The organism is Planococcus sp. VCh962 (genome assembly GCF_057748275.1).
Genome location: NZ_JBYLHS010000003.1, coordinates 246,028 through 267,717, shown reverse-complemented (window position 1 = coordinate 267,717; position 21,690 = coordinate 246,028). Strand labels below are relative to the sequence as shown.

Genomic DNA, 21,690 nt, shown 5'->3' with positions numbered 1-21,690 from the left:
TTCAATACACCGGTTCTTCTATCCGCATCCGCTTCCAGTCAATTTCTTAATTCTCATTTATGAACTTCCTCCTTTACAGCAGACAAGTTTTCAATAATTGCATCTGTTACTGCCTGAGTGTCATGCGTCCCTCCGATATCACGTGTCATGATGCCTTGGCGCGTCGTTTCAGCAATAGCCCAGTTCAGCAGCTCCGCTTCTTCCTTAAGCCCAAGATGATCAAGCATCATCGCTACACTGCCAATGGAACCGATTGGATTCGCGATGCCTTTGCCTACGATATCTGGCGCGGAACCGTGGACCGATTCAAACATGCTTGGAGTATTCCGCTCCGGGTTGAGGTTTGCGCTTGGCGCGAGACCCAGGCTGCCTGCAAGCGCGCTGCCAAGGTCGGATAAGATGTCCGCAAACAAATTAGAGGCTACCACAACTTCGAGCTCTTCCGGCCGCAGGACAAAATGAGCTGCTACAGCATCGACCAAGCCCTGTTCCGCCTCGACATCCGGATATTCCTTGCTGACGCGGACGAATACTTCATCCCAGAGAACCATGCCGTACTGCTGGGCATTGCTTTTTGTCACACTCAACACCTTTTTGCGCTTGCGTGTACGCGCCAATTCAAAAGCGAAGCGGATGATCCGTTCACAACCGTGCTCGGTAAAGAGCGCGGACTGCACCGCCACTTCCTTGCCAAGGCCACGGCCGGAGAAGTTCCTGCCGCCGATCCCTGAATATTCACCTTCGGAATTTTCACGGACAAGCACCCAGTTTAATTTATCGACATCCGGATGATTGAGACGTCTTGGCACTCCTGGCAAAAATTCGATCGGCCGCACATTTGCCCACTGGTCCAAACCCTGGCAAATTGCCAATCGCAGTCCCCATAAGGAGATGGAATCCGGCACTCCAGGAAAGCCGACTGCTCCAAAATAGATGGCGTCGTACTCCTTCATCTTTTCGACACCGTCTTCACCCATCATTTTGCCGTGTTCCAGGTAATATTCGCATCCCCACAAAAATGAGTCTTTCTCAAAGGCAAAACGCCCTCCTGATTCTGCTGCCAAATGGTCCAAGACCTGAAGCCCAGCCGCGACGACTTCCTTGCCGATGCCGTCTCCAGGTATTACCGCCAGCTTGAACTTTTTCGTTTCACTCATCCAATGCCCTCCTTTTAAGAAGCTGTTAAACGATATCGTACTGAATAGCTCTTTTAGATTACTGAGTCAGATATATTATATCTTGCTGTATTAATTGATAGTTCCGATTCCAGCGCATAACCTATTCTGTATAATGTCGCTTCATTGAATTCTCGTCCAATCAGCTGAACCCCTATAGGCATCCCGTCAGCAGAAAAGCCGCAAGGCATCGATAAACTGGGAAAACCGTTAAGATTTGTCGGTGCCGTCAATTTAATGATTGACCAGCGAATATGCTGGCCGACGTACTTTTCAAGATCAGCATGGCGTTCACCAATTTTAGGAGGCAGGATAGGCAAGGTAGGTGTTAAAATTACATCTACCTTATCGAGTATTTGATTGAACTCTTCTTTAGCAAGTTGTCTGGCCTGTAACGCTTGGGCATATTCGTATCCTTTCGTCTCCAACGCAGTAAACAGTCGTTCTTTTACTTCGTCATCCCATATATCGGGATAATCGTTTAAATTCTGCTCGTGAACTGCAAATGCCTCGCTTCGCAAAATAGCTTTATGCGCATCAGAGAATTTTTCAATATTCGGTAAATCCACAGGACTAATAACAGCGCCCAGATTCCGCAACACTTCGATAGTTTTATCGATACTTACTCTTACTTCCTCGTTCATGTCCTCAAAAAAGAACTTAGAGGGCAACCCGATTTTCACCCCTTCGATTCCTTTATCAATATCTCTCAAAAAATTTTCCGGTTTATGCTGAACGGAAGATGGATCAGCCTGGTCGTATCCGGCAAGAGCATTTAAAAGAATTGCATTATCCATTACAGTCCGGGTCAGAGGTCCGATAGTATCCAGTGTCCAAGAAAGAGGATAGACGCCGTGCTTACTGATAAGTCCGTAAGTTGGTTTCATCCCGACAACACCGCAGAAGGAAGCGGGAACCCTAACCGATCCCCCTGTGTCAGTACCCAAGGAACCGTAGCACAAACAAGCCGCAACTGCAGCAGCAGATCCGCTGCTTGATCCTCCTGTCATTTTTTCAAGATCATAGGGATTCCGAACCGGCCCAAAAAATGAGCGATCACCTGTTGGACCGTACGCAAATTGATGGGTGTTCAATTTTCCAATTATGATGGCTCCGGCTTCTTTCAATTTATCTACTACAGTTGCATTATATGTCGGGACAAAATCTTTATATATTTCAGATGCCATTGTTGTCTTTATGCCTTTTGTATAGATTAAATCTTTTAAACCGATAGGAATTCCATGAAGCGGGCCTCTATATGTACCTGCTTCTATTTCCCTTTCTGCAACATTCGCTTGCTCTATTACATCTGCCTCATCAACGGTAATAAAGGAATTGATTAATGAATCGATTTTTTCAATCCGCTCTAAGAGCTGTTTAGCTAGTTCCACCGGAGATACTTTTTTTTCTTTAATTAACTGTGAAACTTTCTGAATATCATAAGTTATCAGCTCTTCTGTTGTTTTCATTTACTTTGCCACCTTCATTTCATTTTTTTAATATCACTGGATTAACCAAAGAGAAATTGCCGGAAATGCAATGACTATAACCAGCCCTATTACTAGAACAGCATAAAACGGTAATACGCCCTGCACAACATTCCCTATTTTTTCCCTGGTAATTCCACTTACTACAAATAGATTCAAACCTACTGGAGGCGTTATCATTCCTAATTCCATGTTTATGGTCATGATAATAGCAAAATGAATTAAGTTTAAATCGAATAATGCAAGAATTGGAAGCAAAATCGGCAATGTAATTAATATGATAGAAACAGCATCCAGGAACATTCCTAATACGAAAAACATCAAGTTAACAGCAATCAGAAAAATCCAGATATTTGCGGAACTTGACTCTATCCATTGTGTAGCCATTTGCGGAATTTGTTCGGTAGTCAAAAACATTCCGAAAATATTCGCAGCTGCAATGATGAGGAAAATCATTGCTGAGATATTGATTGATTCTTTTACTATTTTTCCGAATAAAGGAAGCTTCATTTCTTTATATACAAATACAGAAACGATTACAGCATAAAGAACTGCCATGAAGGATGCCTCTGTTGGTGTCATAATTCCTGTATAAATTCCCCCAAGAATTAAGAAAGGCAAGACCATCCCCCATATCGCCTTTCGGGATTTACGCATTCTCTCCTGCATGCTTTCTTTTGGCAATGTGCCATAATTTTTTATCCGGGCATTTATAATAGCGGATATCACTAATAAAGAACCCAAGAATATACCCGGCAGGATACCCGCTGTAAACAAATCTCCAATAGATTGTTCAGAAACGACGCCGTAAATAATCAAAGGAATTGAAGGCGGTATCAATATTCCAAGGGTCCCTGCTGCTGCCACAAGTCCCATCGAATAACGTTTGCTGTAACCTGCTTCTACCATGGCAGGAATCATAATAGCCCCAACGGCTGCTGCTGTAGCCGGACTGGATCCTGAAATAGCTGCAAAAATCATACAGGCGAAAATTGTAACAAGCGCAAGCCCACCTCTATAGTGGCCAATCCAGGATCTTAATGCCGAAATCAAGTGGAAAGAAATCCCGCCTCTCGACATTATGATTCCCGCAAAAATAAAGCCGGGAATTGCCATTAATGCTGAAGAACTGACTGACGTGAACATTTTTTGTATAACCGCATACATTGTAAAATCGATTAAGCTTAATGAAACTAAACTTGCTAATCCTAGACTCACAGCAATCGGAACCCGGATTAAACAAAGAACAAAAAATCCCACCAGCAGAACAAGTGTTGGACTCATAGAATTTCATTCCTCCTCTTATATGGCATTGTTAATACGGTCTCTCTCTTCCTGTTCCACACTTGGAAGCGGATCGCGAATTGATCTTACAATTCGGACTAAGAAATAGAACGCCAGCAGGCCCATTCCGATGGGCATGATCAAGTAGGTAATCCAAATCGGAATTCCGACATCGACAGTTGCACCGCCTTGAATACGTGCGATACTTACCATTTCCATCCCCATGATTGTCAGAAAAATGCTAAAGACAGCACCCAGAACATTGCTTATTACATTGAAAGTTCTCTTGATAAAAGGAGGCATCTTGTCGTAAAGCAAATCAACAACGATATGGCGATCGTCTTTCAAGGCCATGCCAAAGCCGATAAAAATGGCTATGACCATGAACATTTCAAAAATTTCAGTTGTCCATGCCGCTGGGCTATTGAATATATAACGCATAAAGACTCCGTAAACCGCGATAATAGAACCTGCAATAAAAAAGAATGAAGCGACACTTTCTTCAATCTTTTCTAAAACCCACAGTAATTTTTTCATTTGAATCAATCCCCTCCGCAGTAATAGGACAAAGATTAATAACAAGATTGCAGCTTATGCTGCAATCTTGTTTAATTTTCCTTTATTCATTTGCCTGTCTTGCAGCTTCAATATATTCTTCGCCGATAATCGGTGTATATTCCTCGTAAATAGGTGCCCAAGCCTTTTTGAAAGCTTCTATTTCTTGATCGGAGAGTTCATAAATTTCAATTTCTCCTCTTTCTTCAAGATTTTTGCGGCTTTCTTTATTCATCACTTCCGCTGCTCTGCGAGCTTCTTCAGTGCCTGCTTTTAACCCATCCTCAACTATTTTACGTGTGGGCTCGTTAAGCCCATCCATGAACTTTTTATTTACAAACAGCCCAAGATCTACGCGCGTTTCGCCAGAAATGGTCATATGCTTTTGAATTTCATCAAACTTCTTGGAATCTATGTTTACGAAGGTATTTGTTTGGCCATCGACTGTGCCTTGTTGCAGCGCAGTGTAAAGCTCAGTGAAAGGAATTGAGACGGAACCGGCTCCAAGAGTAGAGAACACGGATTCGAGAACTTGCCCACCCTGTGTACGGAATTTTAAACCCTTTAAATCTTCCGGTTTCTTAAGCGGTTTTTTGTCGTTTGTCAGATGCTTAGGACCATTCGGCCACATAGCAATACCGTAGATTCCATCGTCATCTAAACTTGTCAGGATTTCCATTCCCTTTTCGCTGTCCCAGAATTTCGCTGCTTCGGCATCTCCTTCAAAAAGGAAAGGCAATGAGGGAATATTAAACCGCGGATCTTCTCCCACCAATTTTGATAAATCAATTTGTGTGATCTGAACATTGTTTGCAACTAATTGCTGATAAACATCCTTATCACCGAATAACTGTCCATTCGGATAAATTTGGACTTTGATTTTACCCTCTGATTCTTTCTCGATATAATCTTTAACTGCCACAGACCCAGCGTGTTGAGATGTATTTTCTGCTACTTCATGAGCAAGTTTAATCGTCACTTCTTGCACTTCATTATCCCCAGCAGCGCCAGGCTCTGACGAGGATCCTCCTCCGCTGCCACAAGCTGATAAGGCCATCAATAAAACTAATGCGAACACAGCAATAAAACCTTTTTTGAAATTTTTCATGATTTATATTTGCCCCCTTAATGTTCTCAATTTCTTCAATAATCATTTCCCATGGCCATACCGCTGTTTCATGCACTTCTGCTTCTTTCTCAGTCGGTACACCACCTCCTAAAATATATTTAATTAAATATCTTCCACAATACATAGGATTGAATGAAGTTTTAGAAGCTAAATCATACTGCCAGCTCCTATTGTAAGCGTTTTCAAAATCCTTAATGAAATTCATAACGATTATTTTCTTTTTTGTTCGATAAAGTCACTGCTATAGAATGCTAATAGCTTTTTGCTTATTCGAAGAGCTGCGTTAAGTTCACGAGATCTTCTTGTGTATGTGCAGCTAGTTTTTTTGCAGCCTTTTCTGGATTTTTTTCTTTAATTGCATCAAAGATTTCTGAGTGGCCTTTTAGTATTGCATTAGCACGCTGACTTCCTTGAGTATTTAAAAGCCTATAGTAATAAGTCAATGAATGAAGATCTTCTACAATTTTTTTCAGTCTTAAGTTTCCGCTAATATCAATAATCATTTCATGAAAACGCACATTGCACTTCACAATTTTCTCCTTATCTTTCATTTCAATAGCTTTCCGAGTTTCTTGCAGTATCTTTCTCAATTCATCCACTTGTTCAGAAGTTGCTTGCTTAGCAGTAAGGGCTACTGCAATCGATTCAAGTGCTATCCGGCATTCATATATGTCACGTACATCTTGTAAGGAAGGTTCGTATACTGTGATTTGAGAGTTAGAACCCATGGTTAATAAACCTTCATTAATCAATGTACGGATTGCTTCACGAACAGGGCTTCTGCTAACTTCAAACTCTTTTGCAAGTTGTGCTTCGTACAAACGATCTCCCGGTTTATAGAAACCGTCCCAGATTCTTTCTTTTATTGTTTGCTGCAACTGGGAATAATAAGGCTCTGCTTTTTCGAGTGTTTTTTGATTCCTCATCTCTACTCTCCATTCGTTTCATAGTGACAAGATGCTAAGCAGTTTTTTGTCGACAGTCGACAACCTCAATGACTATATTAATTAAATAATCATAAAATTTCAATATTTTTGTTAAATAATTGATTTAATAATATTTATTGAATTTATATTATTTTAATCAAATTTTACTTTTATCATTTTTTGGTCTTAAAAGATGCTTTGAATTTAGAAATAAATATTAAATTTTTTCTATCTGAATTCAGCAAAATTCAAAACAGTAATCATAAAGACAAAAAAACCAATAGAATCCTAAATAAATATATAGATTAAACTAAAAAATAATCCTTTTATATGCCGCTTTGGGCAGGGCTCCGGCGCTGGATAAGCTTTCTAGAAAAGAGAAGCCATTTATATAGTTTTTGATGGTTACTTACTTAGATATGAAGCAAAAAGCGGAGAAAACTGCACTGTTTCTGTCTCTGCATCGCTGAGCTAGTTTCGAAACTGGACAAGCGTTGCATTGCTTACGCTATGCGCTTTCGGTGCAAAGACTTTGGTCCCACAGACCTAGGCCAAAGTCTTCGCAGCTTTTTGGTGGAATATTTACAGCTTTAAATTATCAGTTCAACTTATATAGTTGATTAGTTTTCAAAGCCTTATGCTTTTTTTGGAAAGTTAGAAAAGAGTAAAAGCCTTAAAAAAATATGACTTCCTACCAAATTCTTCGCTACTTCAAAAAGGACCTTGAGAATACATAAATTCTCTTAAGTCCCACAGAATACAACCTAAAGCTTTAGAATTAAAATTTATATAGAAATAATTAAAAAAGTTATTTTTATAGTGTTTATATTATTTAAAAATTTTTTATTTCTATTTACCAAGAAGTCATTTGAAAAAATTAATAAGTTCTTTAACTTAGACTAAATAAGAGATCAATTAATTCGATAATTTTATATACAAAATTGCTTATTCAGAAATTAGATTCTTTTATTAATACAGGAATAGTTATTAAACTTAAAAATCATCGCTCTTTATGAACGATGATTTTGCATAAATATTCTTTTTTATAATTTAAATAATTTTAAAATCACACTTGTTTATCTCTAATTAAAATAGGCGGTTTACTTAAACTTATGCGCAATAGACATAGCTCCTTTAAGTCAATGTAAAAAAATTTCGTTGAATTTAAAATGAGAATTCTTGTTTATTTTAAATTAATAGTATTCTTTTTTAAGTTAGCTTCTATTCTTCCAGCTGTTTGATAATTCTCGCCGGATTGCCGCCAACGAAGGCACCAGCCGGCACGTCTTTTGTAACGATTGCGCCGGAAGCAATGACGGCATTGTCCCCGACCGTTACGCCCGGATTAATCACGGCCCGTCCGCCGATCCAGACATTGGTGCCGATGGTGACGGGTTTTCCAAACTCCGGACCGGCAATCCGTTCTTTGGCATTCAACGGATGCGTTGCTGTGTAGATATGGACTCCCGGCCCCATCATGCAATTCGCTCCGATCCGGATTTCACAGACATCCAGAAAAACGCAGTCAAAATTGGCGTAGAAGTTTTCACCGACGTGGATGTTATAGCCGTAATCGCAGTGGAATATCGGCTCCACTATCAGCTCGTTTCCAGTGGATCCAAACAGCTCTTTCAAAAGTCCGGTTCTTCTGTCCGTGTCCGATTCCAGTGATTGATTGAATAGACGAGTCAGCCTGCGTGCATTGATTCTTTCATTCATTAATTCCGGGTCAGTTGCATCATAAAACTCTCCTTGCACCATCTTCTCTTTCTCGCTCTTCATCTGATTCCCTCCCATCCCACCGTATATATCTATATCATCGTATCTTTCTACCCAATTAGCTACAGAAAAATCAATTGCGGTAGATGATCAAGGGCAAAGTAAACATATGAACAGTGTGTAATCATGATGCTCTAAATGCCGGATGAACAGAACGCGAGAAAGAGCCTCTATGAATAAAGGCTCTTTCTCTTTCTTGCGTCAATTGTAGATTTTTTCAGCGTCGGCTTTCGTCAATTCGATCAATTCCGCTAGATCCGTTTTTTCATCGATGAAATACATTGCTGTCCGCAGTTTGTTCGCCCGTTCAGCGCCGATGATCGGATGCGTCAGATTATTAAACTTTCTGGCCAAATCTTCATCGGTCATCGGATTTTCGATACTGCCTGTCGCATTTTTCACGATATGCTCGATTGTGCTGCCATTTTTCAGGAACGCCTTCGCATGCACTTCATCTTCCTTCATGTGGTCATCAACTTTCGGAGAAATCTTCGAACGGAATTCGACCACTTTCGGATCAACGACTTTGTCATCCGCATATTGCGCTTCGCCCGCGTCACCTTCAAGGAACGCAATCGCTCCTGTATGGTAGATGCTGAATTTTCCGGCCAGGCCAGTCGGCGGTGTCGGTTTGCCGGTCAGCTCCAGCACGTATTGGTTAACCGTCAATTCGATGCGTTCCACGTCTTCCGCCTTCACTTGCTTGCCAAGTGCGATACAGGCATCAATCGATGGATGCAGAACGATGCCGCATGCGTAGGGTTTGAAAGCATTCTTCAACAATTCCCATTGCTTGCCCCAATTAACATTCACTTTTGACAGATCATGTTCAGGAGCCAGAACATTGGCGAATCCGCGCTTTGCTTCCAGCACTTCAGTCGAACTCGTAAAATTTCTCTTGGCAAGAAGTGCTGCCATCAAGCCGTTCTGAGCCGCTTTCCCGGGGTGGAACGGTTTTGTCATTGTCCCGAACATTTCCCGAAGACCAAACGACTGTGTCCCGGCAATGCCAAGCGCCCAGCCCATCTGTTCCTCGTCCAGTTCCAGAAGGATTCCCGCTGCTACTGCCGCACCGAAAACACCCGTGGAACTCGTGATATGGTAGCCGAGATGGTAATGGCTTGGATACACCGCATTTGCAATGCGCAGTTCCGCTTCACAGCCGAGAATAAAAGCGTGAAGCACCTGCTCCCCCGTCAGATTTAATTTCTCAGCAAGTGCCAGCACGACCGGAGCGACCGGTCCGCTTGGGTGATGAATGGTATCGAGATGTGTATCGTCATAATCGAAAATATGCGAAGACATGCCGTTAATCAAGCTGCCAAGCAGCAAATCGACCTTCTCGGTGCGCCCAAAAATGGATACCTGTTCAGAAGAATTGATGTCTTCTTTCAGCCCGAGCACCATGTCGACCGATGGATGTTGAGATGCGCCGATCGCCACCCCCATCCAGTTAAACAAACTTCGTTTGCCGTGAAGCTTTATCTCTTCCGGAATGTCGCTCATTTTTGTCTTCAATACATTCTGTACCAATATTTTCGTTACCGTCATCTGTTTCCACCCTCTGCTATTTTTTTAAACGAGTTTTCTTTCGCTTTTCGCACGTGGAACCTCGCCATGCTTTCCGCAAAATCCCCATCCCCCGATTGGATTGCGTTGATCAACATCTTATGCTCTTCTACATTCTGCAATGGACGCCCGTCTTGAGACAGCGATGTCGACATCATCAAACTGATTTGCGACTGCAGCATCGTCATAATGGCTTCCAGATAAAGATTTTCAGACAGCCGCGCCAGCGCCAGATGGAATTCCGAATTGATGCCGGCCAACTGTTCGATGTTGTGTGCGGCTGCTTCTTTTTCTGCTTTTGCGACGTAGCTGTTTAACTCCTCGATGATTTCCGGCGTCCGGATTTGGGAAAGCTTCCGGGCCGCAAGTCCCTCCAGCAATTCCCGCACTTCATAGAGCTGCGCCACTTTTTCCACCGTCAGCGTGACGACTCTTACGCCTTTATGGGGCACATGCGTCACCAGTCCCTGCTCTTCAAGCTTCCGGATTGCTTCCCGGACTGGCGTCCGGCTCACGCCGATTTTCTTTGCCAGCTCTCTTTCCGTCAGCGTCTGCCCAGGTTTGATGTCCCCCGTACGGATGGCGTTATAGAGGTAATCATAGACAGAGTTCTTTTTTACTTCAGTGATATGAATCATGGATTGGCTCCTGTCTTTTTTAAGATGGTATACCATTTTAAATGAATTATAAATAAATTGAATATTATAAGCAATTAAATATTTATTTTCTTTAAAATTGTATACCGAACCTCTCTTAACTTTATGATAAATTCTCTTTCACTTGTCCATGCCTTCATCTTTATACCAATCGTAAAAAGATTCTGGAATGGCCGAATAAATAGGCGCAGTAAACCTCTGTTCGGCTAGAGCCGTTGTTTACTGCGCCTATTTAGGGTATTTTGGCTTCGCTGTCCCTTCCAGTAAGCGCTTTTCCCCGGTCGTTATGTAGTTTTCATTTCATCAAAAAAGGGGAGAGGCTTACGGATTGGCATTCACCGCATACTTCGGCGTTTTGCCGGAAATCCCTTCGATTAAGTTATCAGCAGCCAACAACGCCATTTTCATTCGTGTATTGATGCTTGCACTTCCGATATGAGGCAGAGCCACTAGATTAGGCAAAGTTAATAGCTTATGGTCCTTCGGCAAAGGTTCTTCCTCGAAAACATCCAACCCGGCTCCCCAGATCTGTTTGTTTTTTAGCGCTTCGTACAGCGCTTCTTCGTTTACGATGCCACCGCGGGCAGTATTGATCAGGACTGCATTTGGTTTCATTAAGGCGAATTCTTCTTTATCAATCGTATTTTTTGTCTCAGGAGAAAAAGGCACTAAAACACATATGAAATCCGATTCTTTAAGCAATGTCTGTTTGCCGGTATATTGAATCCCCAGTTTTTCTTCTGCTTGCATTTTTCTGGTTCGATTATGGTACAGGACTTTCATGTCAAATCCGCCGGCTCTTTTGGCTAAAGCTTCGCCAATTCGCCCTAAGCCGATAATTCCCAGAGTGGCTCCGTAGACATCCTGGCCCGTCAATTGCATCGGCGACCATGTCTGCCATTTTCCTTGACGCAAATAATCCGAGGATTCAATCAGCCTTCTTGCCGTAGCTATCAAAAGAGCGAACGTTAAATCGGCAGTGGTTTCTGTTAGAACACCTGGAGTGTTGGTTACTGTAATCCCTTTTTCTGTTGCAGCATCTACGTCGATATTGTTATAGCCGACCGCCATATTGCTGATTATTTTCAAATTCACCGCTTTATCCAGAAGTTCTTTGTCGATGTTTTCTGTCAGCAAACAGAACAATCCATCCGCATGCTGAATTTCCTGTTCCAGAACTTCACGCGGCACCGGCACTTCTTCCTCATTCCACATCTTTACTTCACACACGGTTTTTAAGTGATCAATTGCTTCCTCCGGCAGCTTTCTCGTAACGTAAACCTTCGGCTTCATTTGCATCCCTCCCATTACATCCGCTTTCGGAAAATATTAACCATATTCATCAATTGAACCGTTCGTTCCTCTATCCAAACAGGCGCATGTTCAATAGCCGCTTCAAGAGTGCAAGGGCCTGGTACAATCGAAAACCCAGCTTCTACACCCAGCTGCTTCAATTGGACATGATTCAACTCCATTTTACCGCACAAAGCAATGACTGGAACTCCAGCTTTGTCAGCTGATTCTGCCACTCCGGCTATCACTTTCCCGGACAAGGTTTGGATGTCCAGTTTTCCTTCACCAGTAATGATCAGGTCTGCGTTTTGAATCTGTTCTTCAAAACCGATTGCCTTCATTACCACTTCAATGCCCGGCTCAAATATTGCATTTAGAAAAGTAATGAGCGCTGAGCCTAATCCGCCGGCAGCCCCACCGCCAACTTGGATTTTCATATCCACTTTTTTTTGCTGTATGACAATATCGCTGAAATGACGCAATGCCTCATCCAATTGCTGGACCATTTCCAGTGTCGCTCCTTTTTGCGGTCCGAAAACATAAGAAGCTCCATCTTTTCCACAAAGCGTATTTTCAACATCACTGGCGATGATGAATTCACATTCTTTCAGTGCGGGGAGCAGACCACTTTCGTCAAAGCGATGCAAATTGATCAAGTCTGCTCCTCCTTCTTTTAATTCTTGGCCTTCCCGGTTATAGAATTTGACTCCCAAAGCCTTCAGTGCTCCCGTTCCACCGTCATTTGTGGCGCTTCCTCCCAAGCCGACTATGAATTTCCGGTAACCTTTCTGCACGGCATCTTTGATCAATTCCCCAGTTCCATAGCTGCTCGCTGCTAGCGGAAGCCTTTCGTGTTCTTTCATCAGGGGCAACCCTGATGCTTGGGCCATTTCGACAATTGCCGTTTCGCCGTCACCGAGCACTCCGTAGGAAGCCTGTCTTTCCCTTCCTAAAGGGTCTTGGACTCCGACCGTGACGATTTCCCCTTTCGAAGAATACACCAGATTTTCCATAGTCCCTTCTCCTCCATCAGCCAACGGCAATTCGATGACTTCGGCTTCAGGAAAAACCGTGATGATTCCGCTTTTGATAATCCTGCAAATGTCAGGGGCAGATAATGACCCTTTAAATGAGTCGGGTGCAACGATGACTTTCAAGAAAATTCCTCCTTTACAAAAATGCAGCCGCTATCTTAAGACTTCTGGCAGCCATAAAGAAATCACCGGAAGATAGGAAATAAGCAGAATATCCACCAAAAGAACCGCATAAAATGGAAGCAGCGGCTTGATGAGATGCTCGATTCTTAATCCTGCAATGGAACTTGCTACAAACAAGTTAACTCCGACAGGCGGAGTCAGCATTCCGACTGCCAAGTTCACAATCATGATGATTCCAAACTGGAGAGGATCAATTCCAAATGTAACTGCGACCGGTGTTAAAATTGGAGCTAAAATAACGATTGCTGCGCCGGTTTCCAAGAACATTCCTACTAACAGCAGCAGCACATTGACTAATAGCAAATAGACAATTGGACTGTCGGATATGCCAAGGAAGAATTCCGCCACTTGGTCCGGCACTCTCTCCGCTGTTAAAATCCAGCCAAATAATCCAGCGTTGCCAATGATGATCATGATAATCGCCGTAGAAATCACTGAACTTTTCAATGCAGCCGCTATATTGACTCTATCGAGCGAGCGGTATACGAATGCACCGACCACAAAGGCATAAGCAACAGCGACAGCTGCAGCCTCTGTCGGCGTAAATATCCCTCCGTAAATACCTCCAAGGATAATGAGTGGCATAAGTAAAGGCAGAATCGCCTTTCTGAATGAAGTCAACCTAGATTCCTGCAAAACTAATTCATCTTCTACGTCATTGTTTTTTCCATACCCTTTTTTCTTGGAGATAAAGAAAATCAATAACATCAAAGAAGCTGCAATTAATACTCCCGGAATTACTCCAGCCATAAACAAATCACCAATGGAAACTGAAACTCCTGCAGATAAGGCAAAAATGATCATCGGAATGGAGGGCGGTATAATTACTCCTAGTTCACCAGAAGCTGCCTGGACAGAGGTGGCAAACGGTTTAGGAAACCCCCGTTTCACCATTGCTGGAATCAGGATTCCCCCTACCGCCGCTACTGTTGCAGCACTAGAGCCTGAAATAGCAGCAAAAAACATGGCGGTCATAACGGACACAATTGCTAATCCGCCTGTCATTTTTCCTACTAAAGCATTCGCAAAATTGATCAACCTTTGGGAAATTCCGCTGTGTTCCATTAAATTACCTGCCAATATGAAGAAAGGGATGGCCATTAACGGAAAAGAGTTCAAAGCGGATACAATGCGCTGTACTGCTACTTCTATTGGGATCCCGACATTTTGCATGGCTACCACTGAAGACAGCCCCATAGCAAAAGCGACTGGAAACCCCAAGGCGAAGAGGACAAAAAGTAAGCTAAATAAGAGCGCTACCATCTATTTTATCCTCCTCGTCGTCATCTTTTTCCGTAATCACTTCAAACAAAATCACTAAAGCATTTACAATTCCCAATACACCCGCTACGGGCACCGAGTAGTACATAACCGATACAGGCAAATCCAAAGCTCCAACACTTTGGCCGCTCGTCAATCCAACCAAAATTAATCCATATCGAATTAAAATAATCAAAAATAAAATATTCAGCAGGACAATAATGATTTTCATTATTTTCTTGATTTTTTTTGGCACAATATGCAGTACGATTTCAACGGATACCAGCAACCCTTTGCGCATGGCTATAACCGTGCCCAGCATAACTATCCAAATCATGGAGTAGCGGACTACTTCTTCAGACCAGACAAGCGGGTTATCAAGAATATAACGAGCGAATACTTGATAAATGGTCAATATCGTAACAAGACCGAATAAGATGGCCAGTGCATTAAAAAGCCAGAGATTCAATCGGTCAACGAAGCCTATAATCCTTTTCATTTTTTCAACCCCATTTCTTAGCTGGATTTTTATCATAAAGCCGCTTCAAACTGGCCGTAAAAAGAAATAATTGGGGATGGTACTCCCCAATTATTCAGATGTGACCTTATTTTGTTGAACGGATTTTTTCGTATATGTCGCTGATTTCGGGGAATTCCGCATCTACAAATCCTTCCAGCTTGCTTTGGAAAGCGGCAATATCCGGCTCAACCAAAGTCATTCCGCCAGTAGTCGTTAAATCCTCTAAGAACTGTTCATCCCCTTTTTGTACTTCTTCAGCCACAAAAGATTTTGCTTCGCCATTTGCTGCCTCAATTAATGCATCCTGCAAGTCAGGGCTAAGTTTATCAAAAGCCGCTCCACTGATTACCACAGAAACAGGTTCCCGAACGTGCTCAGTTTTCATCAAGTGGCTTACCACTTCATTTAATTTGGCATTTGCAATTAAAGACAAGGGGTTTTCCTGTCCATCAATTACCCCTTGCTGCAAAGAGGTAAAAACTTCGCCAAATTCCATTGGAGTCGGTGATGCTCCCAAAGTTTCAAAAGATTTTACAAACACCGGACTATCTGGAACACGTATCTTAAGTCCTGCCAAATCCTCTGGCGTATTCACTTCTTTATTAGCCGTCAGCCAACGTGCTCCACGCGGCCAGTAAGAAAGTACTTGGTATTGGGATTCCTCTAAAATTCTATCTGAAATTTCCTGGCCGACTTCCCCGTCATAGACTTTCTCGAAATGGGCCTGGTCATCAAACATGAATGGCACAGTGAAAATTTTTGCCGTATCAGAAGCACCTGAAATTACGCCTGCCCCTCCAAGCCAAATATCAGCAGTACCGACTTTCAGACCTTCCAAAAGTTCTTTATCATCCCCTAATGTTCCATCAGGAAACACTTCAATCTTTAACTGGCCGTTTGTAGCTTCTTCCACTTCAGTCGCAAATTGTTCAGCTGCCTGTGCATGGATTTCCGATCCCGGAAGCACGTGGCCCAGTTTCAAGACCGTCGGTTCTGCCGACTCTCCTCCTGCACCGCTGCCTCCGCCTGTTTCAGATGAACATGCTGTAACAATCGATAAAACCAACATTAATGCCAATAGACCTTTCAACCGATTTCTCATTTCTCCATCTCCCTTTTTGGTTTGTTAAATCACCGCACACTACTTCCTTTTAGTACTGTACATATACCGCTTTCACTTCTGTAAAGAATTCTGCGTTCGTGCTGCCAATTGAGAATGCGCCATAGCCTGAATGCTTTGTTCCGCCAAAAGGCGCATGTGCCGCACTGGCAGTGCCATGATTGACATGGACCATGCCCGATTCTACTTGTTCAGTTATTTCATAAGCTGCGCTTAGGTCTTTGGTAAACACTGAAGCTGCCAGGCCGTATTCGACGTTATTTGCCACTTCGACCGCTTCTTGTTTATCCGCTACAGTAAGGACCGACAGCACCGGACCGAAGATTTCTTCCTGAGCGATTCTCATTCCCGGCTTCACATCGGTGAAGATGGCCGGCTGCATATAAGCGCCTTTATCAAAAGCCCCGCCTTCCAGAACCTCTCCTCCATATAAGAGGGTTGCTCCTTCCGATTTTCCAATTTCAACGTATTCCTGAACGGAGTCCAGCTGCGATTTATTTATCATCGGCCCCATGGTTGCTCCTTCTCCCCATGCCGGACCGACTTTGATTTTCTTCATTTCCGCCACCAGAGCTTCGAGTAGTTCTTCTTGCTTTTCTTTGAGGACAACCACTCGGCTGATTGCTGTACAGCGCTGGCCGCTGCATGCAAACGCTGCTGTCGTAATTTGTTTGGCTACATCCGCCGCATTATCGTAGTCAAGGACGATAGCCGGGTTTTTCCCTCCCAGCTCAAGCTGTGTTTTCGCTAAACGTCCCGCAGCCTGCTCATTGATCCGCATTCCCATTTTCGTAGATCCCGTAAAGCTGATCCCTTTGATCAAAGGGTGATTGACAAGTGCATTCCCCGCTTTTGAACCACTGCCTACAATCAAATTGACGGCTCCTTCGGGAACACCTGCTTTTGCAAAAAGTTCCATCAGCAATACGGAAGTCCATGGCGTTACCGAAGCCGGCTTATAAACAACGGTGCAGCCATATGCTAAAGCCGGAACAATTTTACGGACAGGGGTAACGATCGGGAAATTCCAGGGAGCGATGGCTGCCACAACACCAATCGGTTTGCGGATGGTGGAGCTCCATACGCTAGGGCGTTCACCGGGCAATGTCTCTCCAAATGTCCGGGAGGCTTCTCCTGCCGTGAATCTCGTTTCTTTTGCAGCCCGGAATACTTCCCCTCTCGATTCTGCAAGCACTTTCCCTTGTTCTGCAGACAGCATATAAGCAAGCTCGTCTACATTTTCTTCCAGAAGATCCGCAAATCTATAGAGAATCGCTGTACGGTCCGGCCCCGGTACTTTCGACCAGGATTTAAAAGCTTCGTTTGCCGCCTGCACTGCCTTATCAACATCTTCTTCGCTTGAATTCCCAAAGCTTGCAAGCAGTTGGTCTTTATCTGCAGAATTATAAATAGAGATTGTTTCTTCGCTGCTGCTTTTAAGCCATTGTCCACCGATAAAATTCCCGTAAGTTTTAGGCTCCACTTGCGAAAGCCATTCTTCCATAGTTGCGGCCGGTTTAATTGATGTCATTCAAAGCACTCCTTTATCAGGTATGTGGTTAAACTTTTATCGTTTCTTTGCTTCCAGTGACCATGACTGCCCGACATATATTTTTAAAGTCTTCTACCGTCGGTTTTACTGGATTTATCGGCACATTGCCCGAAAGCATAGCTTCTTGTGCGATAGCTTCAAGATGTTCTTCTTCCACTCCATAATCTGACAGCGTTTGTCTGATTCCTACATCCTGATTCAGCTGCCTGATGGCGGCAACTGCTTTTTCAGCTGCTTCCCGGTCAGACAGGCCATCTACTTTTTCGCCGAAAACCTTAGCAATTTCAATGAATTTCTCCTGATTGCCCCGCAAATTGAATTTCATTACTTCCGGAAGCAAAATGGCATTAACTACTCCATGCGGAATTTTGAAGTGGGCACCGAGCGGGATGGCCAGTGCATGCGCCAAACCTAAACGCGTTGTATTAAATGCCATCGCGGCTATCGAACTTGCGAGCAGCATATCGTGCCGCGCCTCGATGTTTTCGCCTTGCACTACTGCCAACCGAAGGCTTTTCGCAATCAGCTTCATCGATTGGAGAGACAAGGCTTCAGAAATCGGCTGGGTTGCCTTGTTCACATAGGATTCCAAAGCGTGCGTCAAGGCATCCATACCAGTCGCAGCAGTTAAATGTGCCGGCAAGGTGAGTGTCAGCTCCGGGTCGCACAGCGCCAGAGCCGGGCAGACATGCATACTGCCGACACTAAGTTTTGCGTTCGCCTTTTTATCCGATAAAACTGCGAATCTGGTAAGTTCACTGCCCGTTCCAGAAGTAGTCGGCACTGCGATTACCGGCACTCCCGGTCCTGGGACCAAGTCCATTCCAACATAATCGCGTATGGTGCCGGGATGCTTTAGCATGAGGCCAATCGCTTTTGCCGTATCCAATGCACTCCCTCCACCAACTCCGACTACAAGGTCACAGTTCTCCCGTTTTGCCAGTTCCACTCCTGAATCAACCGACTCAATCGTCGCTTCCATGCCAACCTCTGTAAATACAGCATAAGGAATACTTGCCAAATCCAACGGTTCTTCCAGTCTGGAGACAATGCCTGCTTGCAGAACTCCGGGATCTCCGACCAGCAATACTTTTGAACCGTTCAATTGCTTGACATGGTTTGGCAAATCCCTGATGTAACCGCTTCCAAATTCTATAGCCGTCGGCACCTCGTACCGGAAATTTTTCAATATCATGAAATGCCCTCCTTCTCATTTTCATCGTCCAATAATGCAGCATCTCTCAGTTCCAACCCATATCGCTTTCCAATTTCATCAAGTTCGGCAGCTACTTTTTCTGGAAGTTTTATGCCGGACTCTTTAAATTCATTAGAGCGGCGGTATTCAATTTCTCCCGGAATATATATTTCTTGGATCCCTTCACTTTTCGGCTCCGCTTTGATTTCCCTGATATATAAGTCCATGCGCTTTTTAAATTCCTCTATTGGCATAAACCGGCTGATATCAATCACCAGGAAAAAATGTCCGACATTTTGAGGATCTTCCCAATTTTCATACATATTGTTTACGTATTTTCCAAACCCTGCCCCGGTAAGGACGCCGGATAAGATATCAATGAACATTGAAATTGCATACCCTTTAGGCCCGCCAATCGGAAGCACTGATCCTTCCAGCGCTTTTTTTGCATCCGTGGTAGGATTGCCGTCTTTATCAATCGCCCATCCTTCAGGGATGGCCTGCTCTTTTTGTGCTGCCACAATGATTTTTCCGCGTGCTACCACACTTGTTGCCATATCCAAAACAAACGGCTGCTCTTTGCCGGCCGGAACTCCTACCGCTAAAGGGTTAGTGCCAATAAAGGGACGGATTCCGCCAGTCGGCGGCATTGTTTGAGAGGCATTGGACATGACCAGCAGAATCATGTTTTCTTCAATCGCTTTCATCGCATAATATGCGCCCGTTCCAAAATGATTGGATTCTTTTACGCCTACAATTCCTGCCCCTTTTTCTTTTGCTTTTCTTATGGCAGAAGCTAAAGCGTAGGATCCTACAACTGCACCGAAATTATTGCCGCCATTTACCAAAGCTGTCGACTCGCTTTCTGATTCGATCTTCACCTCACTGCTCGGGTCAATCATTTTTCTTTCAATGCGTTCGAGGTAAATGGAAGTCCGGACCACACCATGGGATTCCACTCCCCGCAAGTCTGCCTGAATGAGCGAGTCGGCAACGGTATCTGCATTTTCCTGCCTTACACCGGCTCGGACAAATACTTCTGAACAAAATTCCTTAAGCTTCTTCCAATCATATTTGGCCGGCAGAGTCATAGGATTTCTACTCCTTTCTGAGAAAGAGCTGCATCCACCCAACTCCGGTCGATTGTGCCATCGGCAATCGACTTCAGGATATTTTGTTCATTGGCTTCTTGGATTCTTACTTTCTCCAATATCTTTTCAGCTTGTTCGAGAGGAATGATTACAAGGCCGTCTTCATCGCCAAGAACGATATCACCTGGATGGACAAGGGTGCCGCCAAGCGCTATCGGAACATTGATCTCACCCGGGCCATCTTTATACGGGCCTCGATGGGTGACACCTTTTGCGTACACAGGAAAATCACCTTTTTGGAATGCCGCTAAATCACGGATCGCCCCATTAATGACAAATCCCTTAATTCCTTTTTGCTGCGACAATCTCAGCATAATTTCTCCAACAATGGCATTCGTCGTGTCGCCTCCGGCATCAACCACCAGGATATCGCCGGGTTCGGCGATATCAATCGCTTTATGGACCATCAAGTTATCACCTGGTCTGGTTTTAACGGTCAATGCGCTTCCCAGAAGCTTTCCTTCCCGATGATAGGGCCGCAGTGTTTCGTCTGCCGCGTACATCCGGTTTAAATTATCGCTGACATGCGGGGTTACGACAGTTTCAAATTCCTTGATCAGGTTTTCATCTGCTTTTTTGATTCTAGGGAAGATTGCAAAGCCGATGTTTGTCAATTTACATTCACTCCTTCATGGGATCCGCAGGATTGTCTAATAATGAGATTAGGCTCCAAGGAAACTATTTGTTTCTCTTCACTCGGCTGGCTGATTTTCTCGATTTGACTAATAAGGCGTTCGGCTGCCAACTGGCCCATCTTGTAAGAAGGCTGGTTGACTGTTGTTAAAGGTGGATTTAGATGTTTTGACCAAACCGTCTCATCATATCCAACCAAAGAAACATCTTTTGGAATCTGCAATCCAAGTTCCTTAACTCCTTCTATCACTTCAAGAGTCATCATGTTATTCGTAGAAAGGATGGCATCCGGACGGTCCGAGTTTTTCAATAGCTCTTTCACCTTTTCTTTTACCGCTCCCGGTTCTTCTTCTGATATGACAATCAGTTCAGGATCGATTTCAATTCCATTTTCATGCAAAGCCTCTTTGTATCCCTGCAGCCGTTCAATCCTTGGGCTGATCCCTTTTGGCGGATAAAGAAAAATAGCTACTTTCTTCTTGCCTAAGCTCAGTAAATGATTGACCGCCATTTTTCCGCCCGAGACATTATCAACAACAACCATACCGAATTCCTGGCCATATACTTTGCGGTTGATTGAAATGAAGGGGATTCCATCTTTTGTAAGCTGCTTGTATAGTTCAATATTTTTAATTGTTGGATTGATGATGATGCCATCCACTTGCCGCATCCGGAACTGTTTAATGTGCTCTGCCTCTATTTCAGCTTCATCACTTGAGTTGCAGATCATCAAACTGTACCCCTTGCTGCGGCATGTATCTTCTACTCCTTCAAGCACTTTGATCCAGAATGGATTTTGCAGATTGGCTAAAACGATTCCAATCACATTGGTTTTCATTACTTTCAGCCCTTTGGCAAGAGCGTTCGGCCGATATTCCAGTTCTTCAATGACCTTTAACACTTTCTGAACAGTTTCTGCAGTATTTTGGCCATAATTCCCATTCGATATCCTGGACACTGTAGCTCTGGAAACACCTGCTTTTTTTGCTACGTCTGCAATTGTAGTCTTCTCTCTCATACATCTTGCCTCAATTCTCTATTTCTCTAGTTTTCCGCCTTAGGAAATCGATTTCCTAAAGAGGCTAAAAAATTAGGAAATCGTTTTAGGAAATCGATTTCCTAACTTGTAAAAAAATAATATCAAATTATTCTTTAAAAATCAACAAAGTTATCTGATTTTTTAATATTT

At 43.5% G+C, this 21,690-nt stretch carries 19 protein-coding genes; all 19 read right to left on the bottom strand.

Annotated elements, in window-relative coordinates:
• Positions 1-53: 53 nt before the first annotated feature.
• Positions 54-1,157 carry a tartrate dehydrogenase gene (locus AC3AQ9_RS12570; protein ID WP_488307832.1) on the bottom strand — a complete coding sequence of 368 codons (1,104 nt, stop codon included), beginning with the start codon at positions 1,155-1,157 and terminating at the stop codon, positions 54-56.
• 53 nt (positions 1,158-1,210) lie between these two features.
• Positions 1,211-2,644: an amidase gene (locus AC3AQ9_RS12565; RefSeq protein ID WP_488307831.1), complete on the bottom strand. Its 1,434-nt coding sequence runs from the start codon at positions 2,642-2,644 to the stop codon at positions 1,211-1,213.
• A gap of 33 nt (positions 2,645-2,677) precedes the next feature.
• Entirely contained in the window at positions 2,678-3,946 is a 1,269-nt protein-coding gene (locus AC3AQ9_RS12560; RefSeq protein WP_488307830.1) for a TRAP transporter large permease, read from the bottom strand.
• 18 nt (positions 3,947-3,964) lie between these two features.
• Complete coding sequence (locus AC3AQ9_RS12555; protein WP_488307829.1) at positions 3,965-4,483, bottom strand: TRAP transporter small permease; 519 nt, start codon at positions 4,481-4,483, stop codon at positions 3,965-3,967.
• An 82-nt stretch (positions 4,484-4,565) separates the two neighbouring features.
• Positions 4,566-5,609, bottom strand: a complete 1,044-nt coding sequence (locus AC3AQ9_RS12550) for a TRAP transporter substrate-binding protein (RefSeq protein WP_488307828.1) — start codon at positions 5,607-5,609, stop codon at positions 4,566-4,568.
• A gap of 287 nt (positions 5,610-5,896) precedes the next feature.
• Entirely contained in the window at positions 5,897-6,556 is a 660-nt protein-coding gene (locus AC3AQ9_RS12545; RefSeq protein WP_488307827.1) for a GntR family transcriptional regulator, read from the bottom strand.
• 1,221 nt (positions 6,557-7,777) lie between these two features.
• Positions 7,778-8,338 carry a maltose acetyltransferase domain-containing protein gene (locus AC3AQ9_RS12540; protein ID WP_488307826.1) on the bottom strand — a complete coding sequence of 187 codons (561 nt, stop codon included), beginning with the start codon at positions 8,336-8,338 and terminating at the stop codon, positions 7,778-7,780.
• A gap of 198 nt (positions 8,339-8,536) precedes the next feature.
• On the bottom strand, positions 8,537-9,886 hold the full coding sequence (locus AC3AQ9_RS12535) for an MmgE/PrpD family protein (RefSeq protein WP_488307825.1): 1,350 nt from the start codon (positions 9,884-9,886) through the stop codon (positions 8,537-8,539).
• Complete coding sequence (locus AC3AQ9_RS12530) at positions 9,883-10,542, bottom strand: GntR family transcriptional regulator (RefSeq protein WP_488307824.1); 660 nt, start codon at positions 10,540-10,542, stop codon at positions 9,883-9,885. Before AC3AQ9_RS12530 ends, AC3AQ9_RS12535 begins: the two co-directional genes overlap by 4 nt.
• Positions 10,543-10,881: 339 nt before the next feature.
• The gene (locus tag AC3AQ9_RS12525) at positions 10,882-11,853 is read right to left on the bottom strand and encodes a 2-hydroxyacid dehydrogenase (RefSeq protein WP_488307823.1); all 972 of its coding nucleotides are present in this window, start codon (positions 11,851-11,853) and stop codon (positions 10,882-10,884) included.
• A gap of 14 nt (positions 11,854-11,867) precedes the next feature.
• Positions 11,868-13,010, bottom strand: coding sequence for a glycerate kinase (locus tag AC3AQ9_RS12520; RefSeq protein ID WP_488307822.1), 1,143 nt, complete (start codon positions 13,008-13,010; stop codon positions 11,868-11,870).
• A 30-nt stretch (positions 13,011-13,040) separates the two neighbouring features.
• Positions 13,041-14,333, bottom strand: coding sequence for a TRAP transporter large permease (locus AC3AQ9_RS12515; RefSeq protein WP_488307821.1), 1,293 nt, complete (start codon positions 14,331-14,333; stop codon positions 13,041-13,043).
• On the bottom strand, positions 14,314-14,829 hold the full coding sequence (locus AC3AQ9_RS12510; RefSeq protein ID WP_488307820.1) for a TRAP transporter small permease: 516 nt from the start codon (positions 14,827-14,829) through the stop codon (positions 14,314-14,316). The genes AC3AQ9_RS12515 and AC3AQ9_RS12510 overlap by 20 nt, the downstream gene beginning before the upstream one ends.
• 106 nt (positions 14,830-14,935) lie before the next feature.
• Complete coding sequence (locus tag AC3AQ9_RS12505; protein WP_488307819.1) at positions 14,936-15,952, bottom strand: TRAP transporter substrate-binding protein; 1,017 nt, start codon at positions 15,950-15,952, stop codon at positions 14,936-14,938.
• A gap of 49 nt (positions 15,953-16,001) precedes the next feature.
• Positions 16,002-17,501: an aldehyde dehydrogenase family protein gene (locus tag AC3AQ9_RS12500; RefSeq protein WP_488307818.1), complete on the bottom strand. Its 1,500-nt coding sequence runs from the start codon at positions 17,499-17,501 to the stop codon at positions 16,002-16,004.
• Positions 17,502-17,529: 28 nt separating this feature from the next.
• Positions 17,530-18,717, bottom strand: a complete 1,188-nt coding sequence (locus AC3AQ9_RS12495) for an iron-containing alcohol dehydrogenase (protein ID WP_488307817.1) — start codon at positions 18,715-18,717, stop codon at positions 17,530-17,532.
• A complete protein-coding gene (locus AC3AQ9_RS12490; protein WP_488307816.1) occupies positions 18,714-19,808 on the bottom strand; it encodes an Ldh family oxidoreductase in 1,095 nt (364 codons plus the stop codon). Before AC3AQ9_RS12490 ends, AC3AQ9_RS12495 begins: the two co-directional genes overlap by 4 nt.
• Positions 19,805-20,482, bottom strand: a complete 678-nt coding sequence (locus AC3AQ9_RS12485; RefSeq protein WP_488307815.1) for an RraA family protein — start codon at positions 20,480-20,482, stop codon at positions 19,805-19,807. Before AC3AQ9_RS12485 ends, AC3AQ9_RS12490 begins: the two co-directional genes overlap by 4 nt.
• On the bottom strand, positions 20,479-21,519 hold the full coding sequence (locus AC3AQ9_RS12480) for a LacI family DNA-binding transcriptional regulator (RefSeq protein WP_488307814.1): 1,041 nt from the start codon (positions 21,517-21,519) through the stop codon (positions 20,479-20,481). Before AC3AQ9_RS12480 ends, AC3AQ9_RS12485 begins: the two co-directional genes overlap by 4 nt.
• Between the last annotated feature and the right edge of the window lie 171 nt (positions 21,520-21,690).

Bases quoted from the DNA above. Each gene is read 5' to 3' on its own strand.
- AC3AQ9_RS12570 (WP_488307832.1), bottom strand. From the start codon at position 1,157: ATGAGTGAAACGAAAAAGTTCAAGCTGGCGGTAATACCTGGAGACGGC.
- AC3AQ9_RS12565 (WP_488307831.1), bottom strand. From the start codon at position 2,644: ATGAAAACAACAGAAGAGCTGATAACTTATGATATTCAGAAAGTTTCA.
- AC3AQ9_RS12560 (WP_488307830.1), bottom strand. From the start codon at position 3,946: ATGAGTCCAACACTTGTTCTGCTGGTGGGATTTTTTGTTCTTTGTTTA.
- AC3AQ9_RS12555 (WP_488307829.1), bottom strand. From the start codon at position 4,483: ATGAAAAAATTACTGTGGGTTTTAGAAAAGATTGAAGAAAGTGTCGCT.
- AC3AQ9_RS12550 (WP_488307828.1), bottom strand. From the start codon at position 5,609: ATGAAAAATTTCAAAAAAGGTTTTATTGCTGTGTTCGCATTAGTTTTA.
- AC3AQ9_RS12545 (WP_488307827.1), bottom strand. From the start codon at position 6,556: ATGAGGAATCAAAAAACACTCGAAAAAGCAGAGCCTTATTATTCCCAG.
- AC3AQ9_RS12540 (WP_488307826.1), bottom strand. From the start codon at position 8,338: ATGAAGAGCGAGAAAGAGAAGATGGTGCAAGGAGAGTTTTATGATGCA.
- AC3AQ9_RS12535 (WP_488307825.1), bottom strand. From the start codon at position 9,886: ATGACGGTAACGAAAATATTGGTACAGAATGTATTGAAGACAAAAATG.
- AC3AQ9_RS12530 (WP_488307824.1), bottom strand. From the start codon at position 10,542: ATGATTCATATCACTGAAGTAAAAAAGAACTCTGTCTATGATTACCTC.
- AC3AQ9_RS12525 (WP_488307823.1), bottom strand. From the start codon at position 11,853: ATGAAGCCGAAGGTTTACGTTACGAGAAAGCTGCCGGAGGAAGCAATT.
- AC3AQ9_RS12515 (WP_488307821.1), bottom strand. From the start codon at position 14,333: ATGGTAGCGCTCTTATTTAGCTTACTTTTTGTCCTCTTCGCCTTGGGG.
- AC3AQ9_RS12510 (WP_488307820.1), bottom strand. From the start codon at position 14,829: ATGAAAAGGATTATAGGCTTCGTTGACCGATTGAATCTCTGGCTTTTT.
- AC3AQ9_RS12505 (WP_488307819.1), bottom strand. From the start codon at position 15,952: ATGAGAAATCGGTTGAAAGGTCTATTGGCATTAATGTTGGTTTTATCG.
- AC3AQ9_RS12500 (WP_488307818.1), bottom strand. From the start codon at position 17,501: ATGACATCAATTAAACCGGCCGCAACTATGGAAGAATGGCTTTCGCAA.
- AC3AQ9_RS12495 (WP_488307817.1), bottom strand. From the start codon at position 18,717: ATGATATTGAAAAATTTCCGGTACGAGGTGCCGACGGCTATAGAATTT.
- AC3AQ9_RS12490 (WP_488307816.1), bottom strand. From the start codon at position 19,808: ATGACTCTGCCGGCCAAATATGATTGGAAGAAGCTTAAGGAATTTTGT.
- AC3AQ9_RS12480 (WP_488307814.1), bottom strand. From the start codon at position 21,519: ATGAGAGAGAAGACTACAATTGCAGACGTAGCAAAAAAAGCAGGTGTT.